This window comes from Eikenella sp., assembly GCF_057315495.1.
The window spans coordinates 1-19,276 of record NZ_DBHKXY010000047.1; the positions used below are offsets into that span (position 1 = coordinate 1).

Below are 19,276 nucleotides of genomic sequence, written 5' to 3' on the forward strand. Positions count from 1 at the left end.
GGTTTCGCCCAATTCTTCGCGGATGATGTGGACGTCTTTCGCGTCTGTGATTTCAAACAAAAAAGTGTGGTTCGGATAAGCGCGGAACAGGGTTTCGTATTGTGTGCAGTGTGCGGCGGTCATGTCCGCGAACGCGCTGTCGAGCGAACCGGTGGTCGAATACAGCACTTTGCCGTCAAACGCCGCGCCGTGGGACGGGTGGTCGCTTGGAAGCGAGACGAAAGTGCAGCAGCCGAGGAAGCCGTTTACTTTTACCACCGCATCCACCAATCTCTCGTCGCCGATTCGGATCGGATAACGGCTGCCTTTGGCAATACGTTCCGAATAATTGAACACTTTTTTAAACGGGCGCACGATGATGCGGTTGTGCGCGTCGATAATCAAACCGCGCATTTCCAGTAGCGCGTCGTCGAAGCGGTTGTCGTAGAACACGCTGCGGGCGTATTTCAACACGCGCAATTCGGGATAACGTTTGGATGCTTTGGCGGTAAAGTTGCGGCTGCCATGTTGCAGATAGTGTTCGGTTACGAAGGTTTGCTGCGCTTCGTCAAACGACAGGGCGTGCTGCTCGATGGCCTGCATTTGCTCGATTTTTGCCAACTGCTCCGCGTTGGCCGGCTGCAGGGCTTCAATGTGGATTTCGCCGGGCGCGGGGTTTTGATTGAGCTTCACATAGGCGGCCAGCACGTCATGCTCTTTCACGCCGTGCAGGTTGGGATAGAAGTTGTGCAGGCGGTAGATTTCCGTTTGGAATCCGCTCTTCTTCGCCTGATCCAACAAATGACGGCAACGCGAAGCCTTTTGGTTGGTGTTGGAGTTAATAATCAAAATATTGCGATTCAGATTTTGGCGTCCGAGTTTCAAAGTTGCGGTCATCAAGGCATTACCGCGCTTCTGTGCCTTATCCACTGCCTCGCCCGACCAACGGTACACGCCGTTTTCATCGGTCATGAGTAAATCGTTTTCGATGCGGACGATTTCGGCATCGGGATATTGTTGGGCAAACTCGGCGGCTTTTTGTTCGGCGAAAGTCGATTTTCCCGAACCTTGATGGCCACGGATAAGGATGAATTTTTGCATGGTTGTAAGTCTTTCTTTTGTTGGTTTGTTGTAGCTTCGTTTTCAGGTAGCTTTCAGGATAGGCTGCCTGAAGCAAGGCGGCGGTGCTGTTTTACTTCGCCATTGATTTCCTGTGCCAGCCGGTTAATGGGGTAGCTTGGCCAGTCGGGGTATTGATGGCGGTGGTAGCAGTGCCAATAGCTGCGGATGCGGTTTTGCTGTTTGTGCCAGTAGGCAGGATTTTCTGCTAAGAAGGCGGCCAGGATGGCGCGGTTGTGGCGGAAAAAGGCGTGCACTTGCTCTTGAATGGGCAAAACGTATTCGCCGAGCAGTTGGGCGGTAAAGGGGGCAACAAAGGCGGGCTGGTCGGGGGCGAGCAGGGCGGCGAAGTGTTGTTCGCGGACATGGCCGTCGTGGTGTCGGGTGTGCAGGCAGTGGAACATGGCGCGTTGGATGGGGTTGAGTGATTCGGGGCGGCGGGCGATGGCGAGGCCGTATTGCCGACGAATCAGGTGGATGGTTTGGCCGCCCAGCAGCAGTTTGTCCGGCTCTGTGGAGGGGCTTGGGGAGCAGGGGTGTTGCATATGGGCCAAGAGCTGCCCGGCTTCAGCTTGGCAGGCAGGGGGAAAGGCTTGGAGCAAGAGTTGGGTGAGGGCAGTCATGGTTTGTTTGGTTGGCAGTTTCAGGTAGCCTTGGGGGAGGATTAGAGGCTGCCTGAAAGTTTGTTGCTTTGTGTTCGATTAATCGGTGGCTGAGCCCATGATGCCAGTGTAGAGGCGGGTTTGCGGGCTGTATACGGTCCAGAAGTATGTGCCCCACCATTCGCGGCCGTCTGCAAAATAATCAGAACAATCGGTGTTCCATGCGTAGGTTTCGATGTGGTTCAGGCTGCCGAACAGTTGGCGGCAGAAGTCGAGGAAATATTCGCCGATTTCGCGGGCCGTTTGGCCGAAGCGGGCGGGGTAGGGCGGATTGAGGAAGGCATGGCAGAAGGCGCTGCTGGGCATATTTCGGGCTATGGTGTGCTCGACATCGGTTTCGCTGTCATGATAGAGAAAACGGCCGAATTGGTTGCCTTGTCCGCGCACGATGAGGCGGGTGTGCTGCAAATCGAGCTGGTTGCCGTAGAACTCGGCTGCGCTGATTTTGCACCCCATATCGGCTTGCAGGCTGAAATGCTGGGCCAGCGCGGCGGGAGCGGGCACTTGGTAGCGGGCTGCGCACTGCGCGGCCTGTGCGTTGCGCTCGGCGATAACGGCGTGCAGGGTGTGGCTGGCCGTGGCCAGGTGGTATTCGCGGCGTTCGGCTTCGTTGGCGGCGGCAGTAGTGTAGGCAAATTGCCGGAAATCAAGCACGCCGCCGAGCTCGTGGAAGCGGCTGATGGCGGCACAGCGTTGGCGGTGTTGCCATTCAGGTAGGCCTGCATGGGGTAGGGTTTCGAGGTGAAGCAAGGGCATGGGTGCTTTCAGGTAGCCTTTTTAACAATATGGTTTGTTTAGCATGGATTGTGCCAAGCAGCGGGATGTTTGTCTAATGGATTGATATTGCGGGAGACTATTTTGTATCGGTGGGCGAAAGGTTGCTGTGTATAGTGAAAGATATAGTTTTATAGCTAGCATTTGTAGAAATATAGCTATGCGTTGGAAGGCTACCTGAAAAACGGAATGCACCTGCTTTGCACTGTTTGTGTAAAAAGCATTACAATCGCGCCCAAATTTGAGCCTGGGCTGCTGTTTTGCGGCGGCTTTGGGAGTTGCTAATCCTTTTGTTATCAGGGAAATAAATCATGGCCGATGCCGATATGAAAGCCGCCGCCGAGGCGGATTTGGTGTATAAGCTGGAAGACAAGCCGCCGTTTGCTAATGCGCTGTTGAGCGCAATAACGCATTTGTTGGCAATTTTTGTGCCGATGGTAACGCCGGCGCTGATTGTGGGCGGTGCGCTAAAACTGCCTGCGGAAACCACGGCTTATTTGGTTTCGATGGCGATGGTGGCTTCCGGCATCGGCACGTTTTTGCAGGTGAGCCGCTTTGGGCCGGTGGGCTCGGGGCTGCTTTCGATTCAGTCGGTAAACTTTTCCTTTGTGGGCGTGATGATTTCGTTGGGTTTGGGCATGCGCGAAGGCGGCCTGAGCGAGGAGGTGATGCTTTCCACGCTGTTGGGCGTGTCGTTTGCCGGGGCATTTCTGATTTGCGCTTCGGCTTGGGCGCTGCCTTACCTGAAACGGGTGATTACGCCCACGGTCAGCGGCGTGGTGGTGCTGCTGATCGGCTTGAGCCTGATTGATATCGGCATCACTGATTTCGGCGGCGGTTTCGGCGCGAAAGGCACGGATGCTTTCGGCTCGGTGCAGAATATCGGCTTGGCGGGTTTTGTGTTGGTCATCGTGTTGCTGTTTAACTGTATGCGCAATCCGTTTTTGCGTATGAGCGGTATCGCGGTGGGGCTGGTGGCGGGTTATATTGCCGCGTTGGCAATGGGTATGGTGGATTTTTCGCCGTTGCAAAACACGCCGCTGTTCACGCTGCCCGTGCCGTTTAAATATGGCTTTGCCTTTGATTGGAGCGCGTTTTTGGTGGCGGGTACGATTTATCTGTTGAGCGTGTTCGAGGCGGTGGGCGACCTTACGGCCACGGCGATGGTGTCCGGCCAGCCGTATGAGGGCGACGAGTTTCAAAAACGGCTGCGCGGCGGGGTGTTTGCCGACGGGCTGGTGTCGGTGATTGCCACGGCGCTCGGCTCGCTGCCGCTCACCACGTTTGCGCAAAATAACGGCGTGATCCAAATGACGGGCGTGGCCTCACGCCATGTGGGGCGCTATATTGCGGTGATTTTGGTGCTGGCCGGGCTGTTTCCTGTGGTAGGGCGCGTGTTCACCACCATTCCTTCGCCGGTGCTTGGCGGGGCGATGGTGCTGATGTTCGGCCTGATTGCGATTGCCGGCGTGCGCATCATCATGACCCACGGCATCAACCGCCGAGAGGCCGTGATTGCCGCCACTTCGGTGGGCATCGGCCTGGGCGTGGCTTTTGAGCCGGAAGTATTTAAGGCGCTGCCGGAGGTGTTCCGTAATGCGATTGCCGCCGGCGGCCTTATGGCGGTGGCGCTGAATCTGATTCTGCCGAGAGATGAGAAAGATCAGGTGGTAAGGCTGGAAGAGTAATCGCCGGCAGCCCTTAATTTTGTTGAAGTTGATACTTTCAGGTAGCCTTTGGGATAAGAGGCTACCTGAAAATTTATGGCAGTATCAAATCAAGGATGGGAATGCCTGTGCTGCTGGTGTTGCCCATAGTTTTTCAGGTAGCCTCCACCGTGCAGCAAAGGCTACCTGAAAAATACTAGCACACCGCCGCCAGCTCGGTTTTCTCAATCTCTTCCACCCAGAAATCCGCGCCCATACCTTGCTCGGCGAACGAGCCGATGAGTGTGAACACTTGGTCGGAGAAGCCTCCGATGTTCAAGATGTCGCGGCGGTTTTGCGCCTGTGCGGTGGTGTAGGGCTGGATATCCAAGCAGACGAGTTTGGCTTCGGGGCAGCGTTGTTTCAGGATGTCCCATTCTTTCATCAGGCCGGTTTTGCCGCCCCAATGTTGTTCGCGGTCTGCCCAGCTTTCGTTGTCGGACACGATGACGACCAAATCCACATCGGCTTTTTCGCGGTTCAACATGGCGAGCGGTGCGCTGCATGCCGTTCCGCCGCCGCCGATATTGGCGAGTTTTTCGGCGTTGGTCATGATGCTGTCGCGCGGGTTGAGCTGCACGTTTACCGTGATTTGTTCAAACGGTATCACGCGGGCTTGCGGATTGGTACGCAACATGGCGGCGGACACGAGCGCGGCAATATCGATGCAGCGGGTTTTGGTGGTCGCGCTGCCGCGATAGCCGGTAGCCGGGCTGTGCATGGAGCCGGAGACGTCCGGACAAACCACGACTTTGCCTTGGATTGCCGGTACGTTTTGTACGGCGGTTTCCATCGCATCTTGCAGGGCTTCACGGATCTCAAACGGCATCTGTTCGGATGTCGCCTGATATGCGGTCAGCAATTGGTAAGGCAGGACGCGGGCGCGGCGGATGGCGGCTTTGTCGCGCAGTTTTTCTGCCACCATTTTGATGTTTTTGCTTTTCGCAAACACATCGTGGCGCAGGAAGGTGTTCAGGTTTTGACGAACCTGCTGCCATGAGCCGTTGCGGGCGATTTGCGCCCAGTCGCCGCTGTTCAATTCCAAGGCAGTGAGCATTTGGAAGGGGACGTCGGGCAATGCGCCTTGGCGGCTTTGCTTGTAGTCTTCAAAGGCGCGGGTGATAGGCGGCAATGCTTCGCGGTCGTGCGGTTTGCCGATGAGCCACGCAAACCAGGCGGCGCGCCATGCTTCACGCGGTTTGGGGTGTACCATTTTGACCACGTCCGCCAGCGACGGGGTGTTGCCGATAGCGGCGTTCAACAATTGTTTTTCGGTGGCGGTCAAAAGCCAGGTCTGCATCAGTTTTTTCGGACGGTTGCCAAAGGATTTTCTGCCGACCGCGCCGCTTCGGATGATTTGTGCGAAGTTGCGCAACATTTTACCGTTGTCCGCCACTTGGTCGAATACGCGGGCAAGCATGTTCACATCTTTTTGCGCCAACACGGCAAGCAACAGCGCGGGCATGTCTTTCATGAAACCTTTTTGACGGGCGTACACGGCGGTTTTGGCGATAAACTCGGCATCCAGGTTTTTTGTTAATTCCAATACTTGCTCCAGCTGGTTTTGCGCATCGGCGTAGTAAGTGCTGTTCAGGCAGCCGGTGGCGGCAAGTTGGGCGAGCTGTTGTTTGGGTGTCAGCGTGTAGGCGATGCCTCCTGCTTCGTTGCGGGTATTGGCGGCGGTCAAACGGGTTTTCATGGATTGGAACAAGGTGGTGTTAGCCATTTTTCATTTCCTTTCGTGTTGTTGTTTTTAGGGTTTCAGGTAGCCTGAAGAACTGTTCAGACGGCCTCGAATGGGTGGCAGCGCGGCGGCTAGTAGTTGAAGAGATACGGTTTTTTAACGTGGAAGGTTAATGTAATCCCTTCAGACATCCGCCTGCCGCCGTAAAAAGGGGGTACGGCGGGCAGCTAGGTTTTTGGGAAACAGCCGATGCTCTACCAACTGAGCTACCCGCTTGGAGCGGGGCAGGATTCGAACCTGCGACACGCGGATTAACTGTAGTTTCCCAAGGCATCTGTCTGCCATACCGGAAAAGGGGTGGTACAGCAGGCAGCTAGGTGTTGGAGAAATTCTCTTCCGATGCTCTACCCCTGAGCTATCCTGCCATAGAAGTTTGTTGGCGGCAGGGCGGGACTCGAACCCGCGACCCTCGGACGTGGAATGTAATTCCTCCTGCATCTGTCTGCCGTACCGGAAAAGGGTGGGCGGCTAGGCTGTGGCAGGATTCCTGCTTCGTATTATTAGTACGACGATTGTTCATCGAATGTAATCCTGCCGGCATCCGCCCGTAGGGGGCACTTTGGCAACTAGAAGTGGAGAAATTGTTACGCGCTCTATCCTCTGAGCTACTCTGCCATCGTTGGCGGCAGAGGCGGGATTCGAACCCGCGACCTCGAGCTTAGTAGGCTGTAATTCCTCCGGCATTTGCCGGTGCCTGGAAACCATATTGCAATAGCTATGCCAAATATGAGGAAAATGGCAAAAATTATTTTTAATTGATTGAAAATAAATAAAAGATATTTTCAGGTAGCCTTTTGCTACGGAAGGAGTAGAATGCTAAAAAATATCTAAAAAGATAGAAAGATAGAAAATTGAATAGTAGAAAAAACGTTGCCGTCAGTTTTCTCGGCACGGTATTGGACAGTGGTTTCGGTCAAGGGCGTTGGCAGAAGTGGCGGCCGAATGTCGCCATGAATCAGCACCAGGATTTTCATATTGACCGTATGGAGCTGTTTTATGCGGAGAAATACCGCGAGCTGGCGGATCATGTTAAAGCTGATATTCAAGATGTGTCGCCGCACACCGCCGTCAATCTCGTGCCGATGGAGCTGGAAAACCCGTGGGATTTTTCCGAGGTTTATACCAAGCTGCACGATTGGGCGGCGGGCTATGCGTTTGATACGGAAGAGGAAACCTATCTCACCCACATCACCACGGGTACGCACGTCGCGCAAATCTGCCTGTTTTTATTGGTGGAATCGCGCCAGATTCCCGGCGTGCTGTTGCAGACTGCGCCGCCAAAAAATCAAAAACGCAGTATGGGAAAAGGCGATGTCGGCGGTTATGAAATCATCGATTTGGACTTGGCGCGTTACGACGTGCTGGCCGAACGCCTCGCCGCCGTGCGTGATGACGCGGTGCGCTATCTGAAAAGCGGCATCTCCACCCAAAACGCCGCCTTCAACTGCATGATTGCCGAAATCGAACAAGTCGCGCTGCATTCCCCGTCGCCGATATTGCTCTCCGGCCCTACCGGTGCGGGCAAATCGATGCTGGCACGCAGGATTTTCGAGTTGAAAAAAGCGCGCCACCTGATTAAAGGCGAGTTTGTCGATGTGAACTGCGCCACCTTGCGCGGCGACGGTGCGGCTTCCGCCCTGTTCGGACACAAAAAAGGCGCGTTTACCGGCGCGGCGGAAAAGCGCGAAGGCTACCTGAAAACCGCCGACGGCGGCGTGCTGTTTTTGGACGAAATCGGCGAATTGGGCTTGGACGAACAGGCCATGTTGCTCAAAGCCATTGAAGAAAAACATTTTTATCCCGTCGGCAGCGACAAGGAAGTGCAAAGCAGCTTCCAGCTTATTGCCGGCACCAACCGCGACCTGCGGCGGGAAATCCGCGCCGGACGCTTCCGCGAAGACCTGTTCGCCCGCATCAATATTTGGAACTATCCGCTGCCCGCGCTTGCCGACCGCCGCGAAGACATCGAGCCGAACATCGAACACCAGCTCGCGCTTGCCTCGCAGGAGCTCGGCCGCGCCACCCGTTTCAATAAAGAAGCCTTGTCCGCCTACCTTGCCTTCGCCCATTCAAGCGAAGCCCGATGGCGCGGCAATTTCCGCGACCTTGCCGCCAGCATCATGCGCCTGGCCACGCTTGCCCCGCAGGGCAGGATACAGACCGAATCGGTTGAAGCCGAAATAGGCCGTCTGAAATGGCTGTGGGCGGACGAAACGGATGCGGACGATGCGGAAAACCCTTTTGCAAACCGGTTTTCAGACGGCCTCCCCGCCAAAATCGATGCCGAAACCCTCGACCTGTTCGACCGCATCCAACTGCAACACGTCATCGCCGAATGCCGCCGCCACCCCAACATGGCCGCCGCCGGCCGCGCCCTGTTTAACGTTTCGCGGCTGGAACGCGCCACCGCCAACGACAGCGACCGCCTGCGCAAATACCTGCAACGCTTCGGGCTGACTTGGGCGGATGTGTCGGGGTGAGCCGACGGCGTCGGATAGTAAGCGAAAAAGGCTACCTGAAAATTCTGCGGATGCAGTTTTAGGTAGCCTTTTTGTTTGGGCGGTTTCACCGCAATGCCAAACCGTTGTTCATAGCATGTTTGGAGTAGGTTGGGCATGGCTGCCCGACGCGGGATGGCGGGCTACCTGAAAAACAGTACAAAGATTTTCAGGTAGCCCTAAGTGCTTATAGCAGGCCGGCCAGCTTGGGGTTGTTTTCTTTCGGCACCGGGCGAGGGTTGCCTTGGGCATCGATGGCCACATAGGTGAACATGGCTTCGGTTACCAGCTCGCGGGTTTCGGTAACGTGTTCATTCATCAGGGTTTTCACCCACACTTCGAGTTTCAGTTGGAGCGAGGTGTTGCCCACGCGCACGCAGCGGCCGTAGCAGCACACCACGTTGCCGACTTTCACCGGCCGGATAAAGTTCATTTCTTGCGCACACACGGTGGCGATTCGGCCTTGGGCGATTTCGGCAGCCAAGATCCCGCCGCCCAAATCCATCTGTGACATAATCCAGCCGCCGAAGATGTCTTGGTTGGGGTTGGTGTCGCTGGGCATGGCTACGGTGCGCAGCAGGAGCTCGCCTTGTGGCTGGGTGTGTGTGGGCATGTTGCGGTGCGGCATGGTCTAATCCTTGAGTGGGGTGGGGAAGGGCGTATTTTACGCTGTTTTTGGCAGTCGGGAATCGGGGCGATGCGGATGATGAAACTCGAGAGGCTCTATAACGTGGTTGATATTTTCAGGTAGCCTGAATAGCTTGGGGCTACCTGAAAATATCAGTGAAACGGAACGGAGTGAAAACCAAGCCGCCGGCTTAGTCTATGCTGCGGGCGGAAAATTCATGCACAGCATCCACCAGTGCCTTGACGTTTTCCGGGTCGGTGTGCTGGCTGATGCCATGACCGAGGTTGAAGATGTGGCCGCTGCCTTCGCCGTAGCTGTGCAAAATACGGCGTACTTCAGCACGGACGGATTCGGGCGTGCCGAACAGGGCGGCGGGGTCAAAATTGCCTTGCAGGGCCACTTGGCTGCCCACGCGCTGCCGTGCCTGACCGAGGTTTACCGTCCAATCCAAGCCGAGCGCGTCGGCGCCGCTTTCGGCCATCAGCTCGAGCCATTGGCCGCCGCCTTTGGTAAACAGGATAACGGGCACGCGGCGGCCTTCGTGTTCGCGGGTGAGGCCGCTGATGATTTGGCGCATATAGGCCAGGCTGAATTCGGGGAAAGCGGCGTCGGAAAGCAGGCCGCCCCAGGTGTCGAAAATCTGCACGGCTTGGGCGCCGGCAGCGATTTGTTCGTTCAGATAGGCGGTTACGGCTTGGGCGGTGATGTTGAGGATGTGGTGCAACAGCTCTGGGCGGCGGTAGAGCAGGGTTTTGATTTGGTGGAATTCTTTGCTGCCGCCGCCTTCCACCATATAACAGGCGAGGGTGAAGGGGCTGCCGGCAAAGCCGATCAGCGGCACGCGGCCGTTCAGCGCGCGGCGGATGGAGGAAACGGCGTCGAATACATAGCGCAGTTTGGCCATATCGGGCACTTGTAGTGTGGCAATGTCGGCTTCGTTTTGCAGCGGGCGGGCAAATTTCGGGCCTTCGCCCTCGGCAAAATAGAGGCCTAAGCCCATGGCATCGGGTACGGTGAGGATGTCGGAAAAGAGGATGGCGGCATCGAGGCCGAAGCGCTCGATGGGTTGGAGGGTTACTTCAGTAGCCAGCTCAGTGTTTTTGCATAAATCCAAAAAGCCGCCGGCACGGGCGCGTACGGCGCGGTATTCGGGCAGATAGCGCCCGGCTTGGCGCATGAGCCATACCGGGGTGTGGGAAACAGGCTGTTTGGCGAGGGCGCGCAGGAAGGTATCGTTTTGCAGGGTGGTCATGGTAGGGTTTGTGTGGTGTGGATGGGAGGCGAATCATAGCACAGGCAGGGCGGGGAATTGGGGCTACCTGAAAGTGTGGTTTCAATGAATTGAAACATCATGCCGCATAGTTTCTATGCAGCTAAAACTTTCAGGTAGCCTCTTGTTAAAACTGCTTTTCCAATTCCACAAACACTTGCCGGCTTTTACGTTCTGCCCACACATGACTGCTGCGGGTGTGTTGCCAAGAGAAATTCAGCTTCGGGGTGAGGCCGAGGATGGTCCAGTTTCGGTGCCACAGTGAAGCGGAGTATTGAATTTCGCGGTCGCGGCGTTGTTCGCGCGGGAAGCCTTGCGGCGTGATGTTTAGTGCGGTGCCACGGAAACGCCGTTCGGCGAAGGATACGTTGAGCCGGGTGGAGAGGCCGCCCAGTGCGTCCCAATCGTGAATCCAACCGGCACCGATGCCGTGGCGGCGGTAGGCGGCATTATTTGGCTTGCCGCGCAAGGTGGATTGCTCAGGCAGCATCTGGTTGAAATTCAGCCCGGCATACAGCGTGTTGCGCGCTGTGGCACGCCAGGCTAGGGAAATACTTTCGCCCAAATACCAGCCGTTATACATTTCTGCTTTGGTATCCATCCGATAGCGCTGGCGGTAGGCATCCAGTGCGGTGTGCAGCTGCCAGCGCGGGGTGAGCAGGCGGCTGTATTCTGTGCGCAGCCCGGGGGCGTGCGCCCACATGTGCATTTTCAGCGTGTGGTTGTTTTGCGGTTTGCGGCCATCCCAGTTGTCGGTACCGCTGAGCTGGAATTGGTAAAACGGCATCACCAACAGCCGCTGCCGCGCATCCTGCCAGAGCCAGCCCGCACCCAAACGGCCGTAGGCGCTGTCGTAGGCCGATTTGTTGCTCCAATAATAATTGGTGCCGCTCACATCCAACTGCATGCGCAGGTTGTGATGCCCGGCCAGCGGCTGGTTTTTCGCCACACCCAGGCTGTAAGCCACGCCCACAGCATCTTCTGCGCGTTCGCGGCTGCAGCCGAACGGGCTGCAATACGGCGGCGGGGCGTTGTTCACATTGTTATCAAATGAGGGCGAGAGTCCGCCGCTCCACTGCCATTGCTGCTGTTTGGCAATATGGTTCAGATAATGCTGCACATTATTCTGCACTTCCGCCGGCACCTCCGGCTCGCTCTGCACAGTTTTAAACAGCTGCGCCGATTCGCGCCATTGCTTATCTTCTGCCAGCATTGCCGCTAAATCCAGGCGGATGCGCACATCCTGCGGCTCTTCTGCCGCCAATTCCCGATAAATTTGCACCGCGCGCGCGTAATCACCGGCATATTTGGCCTGCATGCCTTGCGCCCGCCGCAGCAATACCGTGTTTGGCTGCGGCGTTTGCGCATACAGCGAAGTCAAATCTGCCAACAATTCCGGCTGCGGCGGGCCGTTTAACACTTGCACCAGCATCCGCGCCAAGAGCTGCGGCCGTGCCAGCAAATCCTGCTGGGTGAGCACGGGTGCAGCCTGCTGCCCATCTGCCGTTGCAGGCATTTGTTCATGGTTTTCCAATTGCCGCAACCACTGCTGTTGCCCTGTTTGCAAAAAACGCTTCTGATCCTGTTCCGGCGTTGTATTGCCCCAACTGTGTTGCGCTGTACACAACGTAGAAATAATCAGAAGCACACTCGTTTTCATCTGCATATGATAAATAATTGTTTGAAAATAATGAAATATAATGGATAAGGTTTCGTTAAGTTTAGATATTTCGTGCAAATAAAGCGGTTTTCTTATGTATGGAAATGAGATATATTACCATTCTTTTTAACGAAGGCAGGATTTAAGTAAGCATGAAACACCTGATTTTATCTTTGTCTGTGGCTGCCGTATTGGCAGGATGTGCCGGCAGCGGCGGGGTAAACATTCCAGACGGTACCGCTCCCATACCGCCGTTGACTCCGGCCGACTCCAGCAAAATCCTTGGTCCGGCCAGCACGGGCGAAACACCCACCACCTTCCAAACCGGTAACGGGCAGCTGCGTTATGTATCGTGGTATGTGGAGTATTGGGGTACGCCGTCGTCTGAAAACAAATTCATCTATCAGGCGCCAAACGGTAAAAGTTATGCCTTTGATGGTTTCACTAATCCACCAAACTTCTCCAGCCGTTTTACGCCCGACAAAAGCCAACCCACCAAGCTTAATCCGCAAACCTCAAGCGATGGCAACAAGCTGCTGGTGTGTTGTGAAAACGGTGATGCTAATTTCCCCGCAGGTTACCTGCAATCGGTGCGTTATGGCGCATGGATTGGTGCCGACGGGCAAACCGACCTATTCGCGGGCGGCATATTGGCCGACACGGCGGACATGCAGAAGCGTGATGGCGCTACTGCACCCACCGGCAAAGCTACCTACGAAGTTTGGGCCTTCCGCGTGAAAGATGGTTCGGTTGTGGCCTCGTCCTACAATACCGACAGCAATCCGGCACGTAGGGTTAACTCTCTGCTAACCGTCAATTTCAACACCGGAAAAGTGGGCGGCACGATTAAAGGCAATGCCGATTTTGGTGCGGACATCGATTTCAACGACGTTACCGTAAACGGCAATACGTTCAGCGGCACAGCCTCTTCAGGCGGAGTGAGCGGCCAAGTGAACGGCGGTTTTTACGGCAAGAGCGGTTGGTACGACCCGGCCGGTACGGAAATCGGCGGCAAGGTTACTTTCAGCGGCAACCGCAGCCTCGACAGCGTATTTGGCGGTTCAGCCACCGATACTCGACGTGACCGCGATACCACGGCCACAGATTTAACCCCCGTTAATCCCTAATCCTATTTTCAGGTAGCCTTTATTTCATTTTCAATTCGCTAACAGAATCATGAAAACACATATCCATCAACACCGGCCAAGTATTTTGTTCTTGGCTCTGTGCAGCATCTTCTCTGCCCCGATTTGGGCAGCGGGCGAAACGGACGATGCCGGTTCCGCCCAATTGGAAACCATCGAAATCCAAGGTCGCAGGCATGCGCCGCGCCAGCTTGGTCGCGAACGCATCCGCCGCGAGCAGCTGGATAAAGAAATGGTGCAGGACATCCGCGATATGGTGCGCTACGATCCCGGCATCAGTGTGGCCGAAGGCGGCCGTGCCGGCTCCAATGGTTTCAGTATCCGCGGCGTGGATAAAGATCGCGTAGCCATCGTAGTGGACGGCCTCGACCAAGGTGAAAGCCGCTCTTCTTCCGCTTTCCAAGAACTGTTTGGCGCATATGGCAACTTCAACACCAACCGCAACGCTGCCGAATTGGAGCACATGAGCGAGGTAACCATCAGCAAAGGTGCTGATTCTATCACCGCCGGCAGCGGCGCATTGGGCGGTGCAGTGATTTACCGCACCAAATCGCCGCGCGATTATGTGGATGAAGACAAGCCATACCATGTCGGCATGAAAACCGGCTACCTGAGCCGCTCCGAACAATGGTTGGCCAGCATTACCGCTGCCGGTCGGCTGGGCGGGTTTGATGCCTTGGTGGTGGGCACTGTGCGTAACGGGCACGAAACCAAAAACCATAAAGAAGGCCAAAACGTCAATCTGCGTTTCAATAACAACTACCAATTTGGTAATACAACATATAGCGGCGTGGCACGCGGCACTCCCGACCCGCAAAACACGGAAGATCATGCCGACCTGTTCCGCCTCGGCTATCACTTCAACGACAGCAACTATCTGAGCGGTATTTACGAAACCACCCGACAGGATCGGGAAACGGATGAGTTCTCTAATCTGTTTGGTGCTTATGATCACACCAGCTACCGCTACCGCCAAGACGTGGCCTACCGCCGCCGTGTTGGCTTGGAGTACGAAAACCTGCTGGAATGGGGGCCGTGGAACAAGCTGACGGTGAGCCTAGACCGGCAGAAAATCCGCATGACCACCTTGACTTGGGATATTCCCACTCAAGATTACATTCAACGGATGGGGCGGAGTGCTGAAAACTATTTCATCCGCCGCAGCCTGAATTACGATACCGACCAATTCAAAGTGGCCGCCGAAAAACATTTCGATTTCGGCAAAAGCCTGACGTGGGATATGGCCTACGGCGTGGGCGGATCGCGCAAACGCAACACCAACAGCAACACCAGTTATTGGACATACGTTTTCTATCCTGACCGCCTGGCTTCCGACCGCGATGAAAAAGAGTTCTTGGTCAGCACTCAATCCAATAACACGAATCTTTATTGGAACAATACCCTGCGCTTCAGCGACCGCTTTAAGCTGAACCTCGGTGTGCGCTACGACCGCATCAAAATGCACACCCTGGATACGGAAAGTTTCAACCCCGACGTGAAAGGCCAGCTTGAAACCAAAGGCCTGTGGAACCAACAGGCACGCTTTAGTTCGCCCAGCTATGTGGCTGCATTGGATTGGAACATCAGCCCGTCGGTCACCCTGCAAGGCAAATACAGCACCGGCTTCCGCGCGCCGACCACAGATGAAATGTGGTTCTATTTCCCCAACACTCTGTTTTATGTCGAGCCCAATCCGAACCTGAAAGCCGAACGCTCCAAAAACGTTGAGCTGGGCATCGATGTGCACGGCAATTGGGGACATGTACGCCTTTCCGGCTACCGCACCCGCTACACCGATTTCATCGATTTCGTGAACCGCGGCTACAAAGAGGTGATGACCTGGAACTATACCACCAGAACTTTGAGCAACCGCGAATACGCCGACGTTTACCAAAACGTGAACCGTTCCCAGGCCGAAATCAAAGGTTTGGAGCTGAAAGCCCGCTGGAATCTCGATAGCATCGGCCTGCCCGCCGGTATGTACACCACCTTGGCCGCGAACTACACCAAAGGCGAAGCCGACGGCAATATCCCGATTAACGCCATCCAGCCGTTTAACGGCGTGATCGGTATCGGTTACCAGCAGCCGGATAACCGTTGGGGCGTGGATTTGAACGTTAGCTATTTTGCGCGCAAAAAACCGGAAGACACCGTTGCCTCCTACGACAATACGGGCAGGGTTTTCCCTTATGCACGCCACAGCAGCAATATCTGGTTGGTAGATTTAACCGCCCGTTACCAGTTTAGGAAACATGTAACGATTAGCGCGGGCATTTACAACCTGTTCAACCGTCATTACTACACTTGGGAAACCCTGCGCAGCATTCGCGAATTCGGCACGGTAAACCGTGTGGATAACTGTACCGACCGAAGCGGTATCGCCCACCACGATGGCTGCGCCCATGCCGGCCTTGAGCGTTTCAGCGCGCCCGGCCGCAATTTCGGCCTTATTATCGAAGCCAAGTTTTAAACCTTGGCAGTAAGGAAACTGTTTCAACTACGTTGAAGCTTACATTTTCAGGTAGCCTCTGCGCTTCTTTGGAGGCTACCTGAAATTGATGTTAGCAACACACCTTTAAACAAGGAAAACAAACCATGCAAGATATCCCGTTCAACCAATACCTGAAAGAAAACTGCCGCACCACCCACGACAGCGTGGATGAGCTGGTGATGTCGGTTAAACCTTTCGACAACACCGAAAACTACATCCGCTTCCTACAACTGCAAGCCGTGTTCCACAAAATTGTGGATGATATCTACAAAAACCCGCAGCTCAACGAAAAAATCACCGGCCTGGCCGAGCTTGCCCGCTACGATGATGTCATCCTCGACCTGCAAGACCTGAACGCTGCCGAAAAAGCCGTTTCCCTGCCTATTCCCAAGCCGGAAGGTGCAGAAGCATTGGGCTGGCTCTATTGCGCCGAAGGCTCCAACGTGGGCGCCGCCTTCTTGTTTAAAGATGCGCAAAACAACCTCGGCTACAACGCCGAACACGGTGCCCGCCACCTCGGCCCGCATGCCGACGGCCGGGGCAAACACTGGCGCCGCTTTGCCGAGCAGCTGAACAATCTGGGCATTTCAGATAGCGAACGCGAACAAGCCCTGCAAGGCGCGCTCACCGCTTTTGCCTTCTACAAAAAACTGCTGCGCGAAATCTTCGAATTGCCCGAAGCCGCGTAAGGCTTGATAGCCGTTTTCGGCATAACAAAAGGCTACCTGAAAGTTTCAGGTAGCCTTTTGTTGTGTTCCCCCTATGCGGAAGCCTGCAAAATCTTGCTGATGATTTCGCCGCTGTCTTTGGAGAGGGCGGGGTTTTCGGCGAGTTTTTGCAGCTCGGCGCGCATCAGGCTGCGGCGCTGTGGTTCGAGCTGGGCGCAGATGTTGAAGGCTTGGGCGAGACGGGCGGCGATTTGGGGGTTGAAGCGGTCGATGCGTCCGATTTGGCCGGCGAGGAAGGCGTAGCCGCTGCCGTCTGCGGCGTGGAAGTGCGGCACGTTGCGGCTGAAGCTGCCGAGCAGGGCGCGGGCTTTGTTGGGGTTTTCCAGGCTAAAGGCGGGGTGTTCGAGCGCGGCGGCCACTTGCGCGGGGGTATCGGCGCGGTGGCTGGCGGCAATCAGGCTGAAGTATTTGCACATCACGAGGTCGTCGCTGTGGAATTTGGCGGCGAACTGTTCGAGCAGGCGGTTGCGCTCGGGGCGCTCGTTGTGGTTGATGGCGCTGAGGATGCCCCATTCGTGGGTCATGTTGTGTGCCATCTGGCTGTAGTTGGCGGCCACTTGGTCGATGTGCCCGGGGCGGGCGCGCAGGATGAAGGCGCGGCAGGCATTGCGCAGGGCGCGCCAGCCGGCTTGCTGCGGGTGGTATTCGTAGGGCTCGGCCAGGCCGGATTGCTCTTCCTCCATGCGGCGGGCTTCGGCGTTGAGTGTGGCGAATTGTTCGGCAAAGTGCGTAGCAATCAAATCGAGCAGGGCTTCGCGGGCACGGTGGACGATGAGCGGATCGATGTTTTGGTGGCCGGCCCAGAGTTCGGCTTCGTTGGGAATGGCGAGCAGGGCGGCTTGGAAGGCGGCGCTGATGTCGGCACGCAAAACGTAGTCGATGGCTTGCAGCAGCGCACCGTGCTCGGGCAGGGGGCCACCTGAAAGCAGGGCGGCTTCGTTGGCAGCGATGGCGCGGCGGTAGAGGGTTTGCGCGGCTTCCCAGCGGGCGAAGGGGTCGCTGTCGCAGGCGAGCAGCACGGAGAGTTCGTGCTCACTGTAGGCGTAGTTCAGGTTTACCGGGGCGGAGAAGCCGCGCAGCAGGGAGGGGACGACTTGTTGATAGCCGCCTTCAAATTGCAGGGCAACGCTTTCTTCGGCCTGGCGCAGGGTGAGCACGGCTTCGGTTTGCTCCTGTACGCTTTCAGGTAGCCTGAAGTGGATGGGCTGGCCGAAGGTGTCTTCGTCGGCGCTGAACAGGGCGAGTTTGAGCGGAATCATCATCGGCTGTTTGGCGGCCATATCGGGAGTGGGCGGTATGCTTTGGCGGATGTTCAGCACGAAGCGGTTGTCGGCTTGCAGGCTACCTGAAACCTCCAGCACCGGCGTGCCGGCCTGGCTGTACCACAGGGCGAATTGCTCGAAATCGAAGCCGTTGGCATCGGCCATGGCGGCGCGGAAGTCGTCGCAGGTAACGGCTTGGCCGTCGTGGCGCTGGAAATAAAGCTTCATGCCTTTCTGGAAGCCCTCTTCGCCGAGGAAGGTGTGATACATGCGCACCACTTCCGCGCCTTTTTCATACACGGTGAGGGTGTAGAAATTGTTCATTTCCACATAGCTGGCGGGGCGCACGGGATGGGCGGTGGGGCTGGCGTCTTCGGGGAATTGGTGGGCACGCAGGAAGGATACGTTTTCAATCCGGCGGACTTCGCGGCTGGCGCGGTCGGCGGAGAATTCTTGGTCGCGGAATACGGTGAGGCCTTCTTTGAGCGAGAGCTGAAACCAGTCGCGGCAGGTAACGCGGTTGCCGGTCCAGTTGTGGAAGTATTCGTGGGCAATCACGCCTTCCACGCGCTCGAAATCGGCGTCGGTGGCGGTGCGGCTGTCGGCCAGCACGCAGGCGGTGTTGAAAATGTTCAGGCCTTTGTTTTCCATCGCGCCCATGTTGAAGTCGCCCACGGCCACCACCATGAAAATATCCAAATCGTATTCCAGGCCGAAACGGGTTTCGTCCCAGCGCATGGCGTGTTTGAGCGATTCGATGCCGAAGCGCACTTTGCCGGCATCTTCGGCGCGGGTGAAGAATTCGAGCGCCACTTGGCGGCCACTTCGGGTGGTGAAGCTGTCGCGGGTGCACACCAAATCGCCGGCCACGAGGGCGAACAGGTAGCTGGGTTTGGTGAAGGGGTCGTGCCATTCGGCCCAGTGGCGATTGTCGGGCAGCGTGCCGTGGCCGGTGCGGTTGCCGTTGGAAAGCAGCACAGGGAAGCGGGCGCGGTCGGTGCTGATGCGGGTGGTGTAGATGCCCATCACGTCTGGGCGGTCGGGGTGGTAGGTGATTTTGCGGAAGCCTTCCGGTTCGCATTGGGTGTAGAGGTTGCCGCCGCTCGCGTAGAGCCCCATCAGGGATTTGTTATTGTGTGGATAAAGACGGGTGACTACGTTTAGCTTGAAGGGCTGGGCGGGAACATTTGGGATGGATAGGGTGTTGTTTTCTAATATGTAGGCGGTTTCAGGTAGCCTTTGGCCGTTGAGCTCGAGGGAAACCAGCTCGGCCGAGCCCTGCAGCACCAATGTGCCGCCGGCATCGGGTTGGGGCTGGATGGAAAGTTCGGCGGTAACGGCGGTGTGGTCTTCGTATACATCGAAATTCAGGCGGATGTGCGGCACGAGGTATTCGGGGGCGTGGTAGTCTTTGAGGTAGTGTGCGGTTTGCTGGGGCATGGCGGGCGGCCTTGTGGGAGGATGGAAAGCGGGTATTTTAGCGCAAAACGGGACTGGGTTTTAGCTTCGCAGAAACTCAGCTTCGGCTACGCCGAAACATCGTTTTCAGGTAGCCTGATGAAGCAAAGATTTCGGGCGGCGGAAAGAGGATGAAGCAATATAAAGGCTAC

The 19,276-nt window shown here is 56.3% G+C and carries 13 protein-coding genes; 5 read left to right on the forward strand and 8 right to left on the reverse strand.

Features of this window, described 5'->3' with window-relative positions; all coding sequences use genetic code 11:
* The 3 genes from ACO6EE_RS08725 to ACO6EE_RS08735 form a co-directional block, all read right to left on the reverse strand.
* On the reverse strand, positions 1 to 1,080 hold a 1,080-nt coding region (locus ACO6EE_RS08725; RefSeq protein ID WP_485960657.1), incomplete at its 3' end, for an AAA family ATPase.
* A gap of 53 nt (positions 1,081 to 1,133) precedes the next feature.
* Positions 1,134 to 1,721 (reverse strand): hypothetical protein, encoded by a 588-nt coding sequence (locus tag ACO6EE_RS08730; protein ID WP_485960658.1) that lies wholly within the window; start codon positions 1,719 to 1,721, stop codon positions 1,134 to 1,136.
* A 78-nt stretch (positions 1,722 to 1,799) separates the two neighbouring features.
* Complete coding sequence (locus tag ACO6EE_RS08735; protein WP_485960659.1) at positions 1,800 to 2,516, reverse strand: hypothetical protein; 717 nt, start codon at positions 2,514 to 2,516, stop codon at positions 1,800 to 1,802.
* Between the two features lie 329 nt (positions 2,517 to 2,845).
* Between ACO6EE_RS08735 and ACO6EE_RS08740 the strand changes: the two genes are divergently transcribed.
* Entirely contained in the window at positions 2,846 to 4,222 is a 1,377-nt protein-coding gene (locus ACO6EE_RS08740; protein ID WP_485960660.1) for a nucleobase:cation symporter-2 family protein, read from the forward strand.
* A gap of 175 nt (positions 4,223 to 4,397) precedes the next feature.
* Here the strand turns inward: ACO6EE_RS08740 and ACO6EE_RS08745 are convergent, their stop codons facing one another.
* Positions 4,398 to 5,966: an RNA-binding protein gene (locus ACO6EE_RS08745; RefSeq protein ID WP_485960661.1), complete on the reverse strand. Its 1,569-nt coding sequence runs from the start codon at positions 5,964 to 5,966 to the stop codon at positions 4,398 to 4,400.
* An 869-nt stretch (positions 5,967 to 6,835) separates the two neighbouring features.
* Between ACO6EE_RS08745 and rtcR the strand changes: the two genes are divergently transcribed.
* Positions 6,836 to 8,464 (forward strand): RNA repair transcriptional activator RtcR, encoded by a 1,629-nt coding sequence (gene rtcR / locus ACO6EE_RS08750; protein WP_485960662.1) that lies wholly within the window; start codon positions 6,836 to 6,838, stop codon positions 8,462 to 8,464.
* A gap of 205 nt (positions 8,465 to 8,669) precedes the next feature.
* Here the strand turns inward: rtcR and yciA are convergent, their stop codons facing one another.
* The 3 genes from yciA to ACO6EE_RS08765 form a co-directional block, all read right to left on the reverse strand.
* Positions 8,670 to 9,110 carry an acyl-CoA thioester hydrolase YciA gene (gene yciA, locus ACO6EE_RS08755; RefSeq protein WP_485960663.1) on the reverse strand — a complete coding sequence of 147 codons (441 nt, stop codon included), beginning with the start codon at positions 9,108 to 9,110 and terminating at the stop codon, positions 8,670 to 8,672.
* A gap of 190 nt (positions 9,111 to 9,300) precedes the next feature.
* Entirely contained in the window at positions 9,301 to 10,362 is a 1,062-nt protein-coding gene (gene hemE / locus ACO6EE_RS08760; protein WP_485960664.1) for a uroporphyrinogen decarboxylase, read from the reverse strand.
* 145 nt (positions 10,363 to 10,507) lie between these two features.
* Positions 10,508 to 11,896 carry a porin family protein gene (locus tag ACO6EE_RS08765; protein ID WP_485960665.1) on the reverse strand — a complete coding sequence of 463 codons (1,389 nt, stop codon included), beginning with the start codon at positions 11,894 to 11,896 and terminating at the stop codon, positions 10,508 to 10,510.
* Positions 11,897 to 12,192: 296 nt separating this feature from the next.
* Here ACO6EE_RS08765 and ACO6EE_RS08770 point away from each other — a divergent pair, with 296 nt between their 5' ends.
* The 3 genes from ACO6EE_RS08770 to ACO6EE_RS08780 all read left to right on the forward strand — a co-directional run bounded on the left by ACO6EE_RS08770 (position 12,193) and on the right by ACO6EE_RS08780 (position 16,365).
* A complete protein-coding gene (locus tag ACO6EE_RS08770; protein WP_485960666.1) occupies positions 12,193 to 13,167 on the forward strand; it encodes a Slam-dependent surface lipoprotein in 975 nt (324 codons plus the stop codon).
* Positions 13,168 to 13,216: 49 nt separating this feature from the next.
* The gene (locus ACO6EE_RS08775; protein ID WP_485960667.1) at positions 13,217 to 15,655 is read left to right on the forward strand and encodes a TonB-dependent hemoglobin/transferrin/lactoferrin family receptor; all 2,439 of its coding nucleotides are present in this window, start codon (positions 13,217 to 13,219) and stop codon (positions 15,653 to 15,655) included.
* Positions 15,656 to 15,780: 125 nt separating this feature from the next.
* Positions 15,781 to 16,365 carry a biliverdin-producing heme oxygenase gene (locus ACO6EE_RS08780; protein ID WP_485960668.1) on the forward strand — a complete coding sequence of 195 codons (585 nt, stop codon included), beginning with the start codon at positions 15,781 to 15,783 and terminating at the stop codon, positions 16,363 to 16,365.
* A 71-nt stretch (positions 16,366 to 16,436) separates the two neighbouring features.
* Here ACO6EE_RS08780 and pepN read toward each other — a convergent pair whose 3' ends face one another.
* Positions 16,437 to 19,106, reverse strand: a complete 2,670-nt coding sequence (gene pepN / locus ACO6EE_RS08785; RefSeq protein ID WP_485960669.1) for an aminopeptidase N — start codon at positions 19,104 to 19,106, stop codon at positions 16,437 to 16,439.
* Positions 19,107 to 19,276: the final 170 nt, after the last annotated feature.

Coding starts and splice junctions, on each gene's coding strand:
- ACO6EE_RS08730 (WP_485960658.1), bottom strand. CDS start 1,721: ATGACTGCCCTCACCCAACTCTTGCTCCAAGCCTTTCCCCCTGCCTGC.
- ACO6EE_RS08735 (WP_485960659.1), bottom strand. CDS start 2,516: ATGCCCTTGCTTCACCTCGAAACCCTACCCCATGCAGGCCTACCTGAA.
- ACO6EE_RS08740 (WP_485960660.1), top strand. CDS start 2,846: ATGGCCGATGCCGATATGAAAGCCGCCGCCGAGGCGGATTTGGTGTAT.
- ACO6EE_RS08745 (WP_485960661.1), bottom strand. CDS start 5,966: ATGGCTAACACCACCTTGTTCCAATCCATGAAAACCCGTTTGACCGCC.
- yciA (WP_485960663.1), bottom strand. CDS start 9,110: ATGCCGCACCGCAACATGCCCACACACACCCAGCCACAAGGCGAGCTC.
- hemE (WP_485960664.1), bottom strand. CDS start 10,362: ATGACCACCCTGCAAAACGATACCTTCCTGCGCGCCCTCGCCAAACAG.
- ACO6EE_RS08765 (WP_485960665.1), bottom strand. CDS start 11,896: ATGCCTGCAACGGCAGATGGGCAGCAGGCTGCACCCGTGCTCACCCAG.
- ACO6EE_RS08770 (WP_485960666.1), top strand. CDS start 12,193: ATGAAACACCTGATTTTATCTTTGTCTGTGGCTGCCGTATTGGCAGGA.
- ACO6EE_RS08775 (WP_485960667.1), top strand. CDS start 13,217: ATGAAAACACATATCCATCAACACCGGCCAAGTATTTTGTTCTTGGCT.
- ACO6EE_RS08780 (WP_485960668.1), top strand. CDS start 15,781: ATGCAAGATATCCCGTTCAACCAATACCTGAAAGAAAACTGCCGCACC.
- pepN (WP_485960669.1), bottom strand. CDS start 19,106: ATGCCCCAGCAAACCGCACACTACCTCAAAGACTACCACGCCCCCGAA.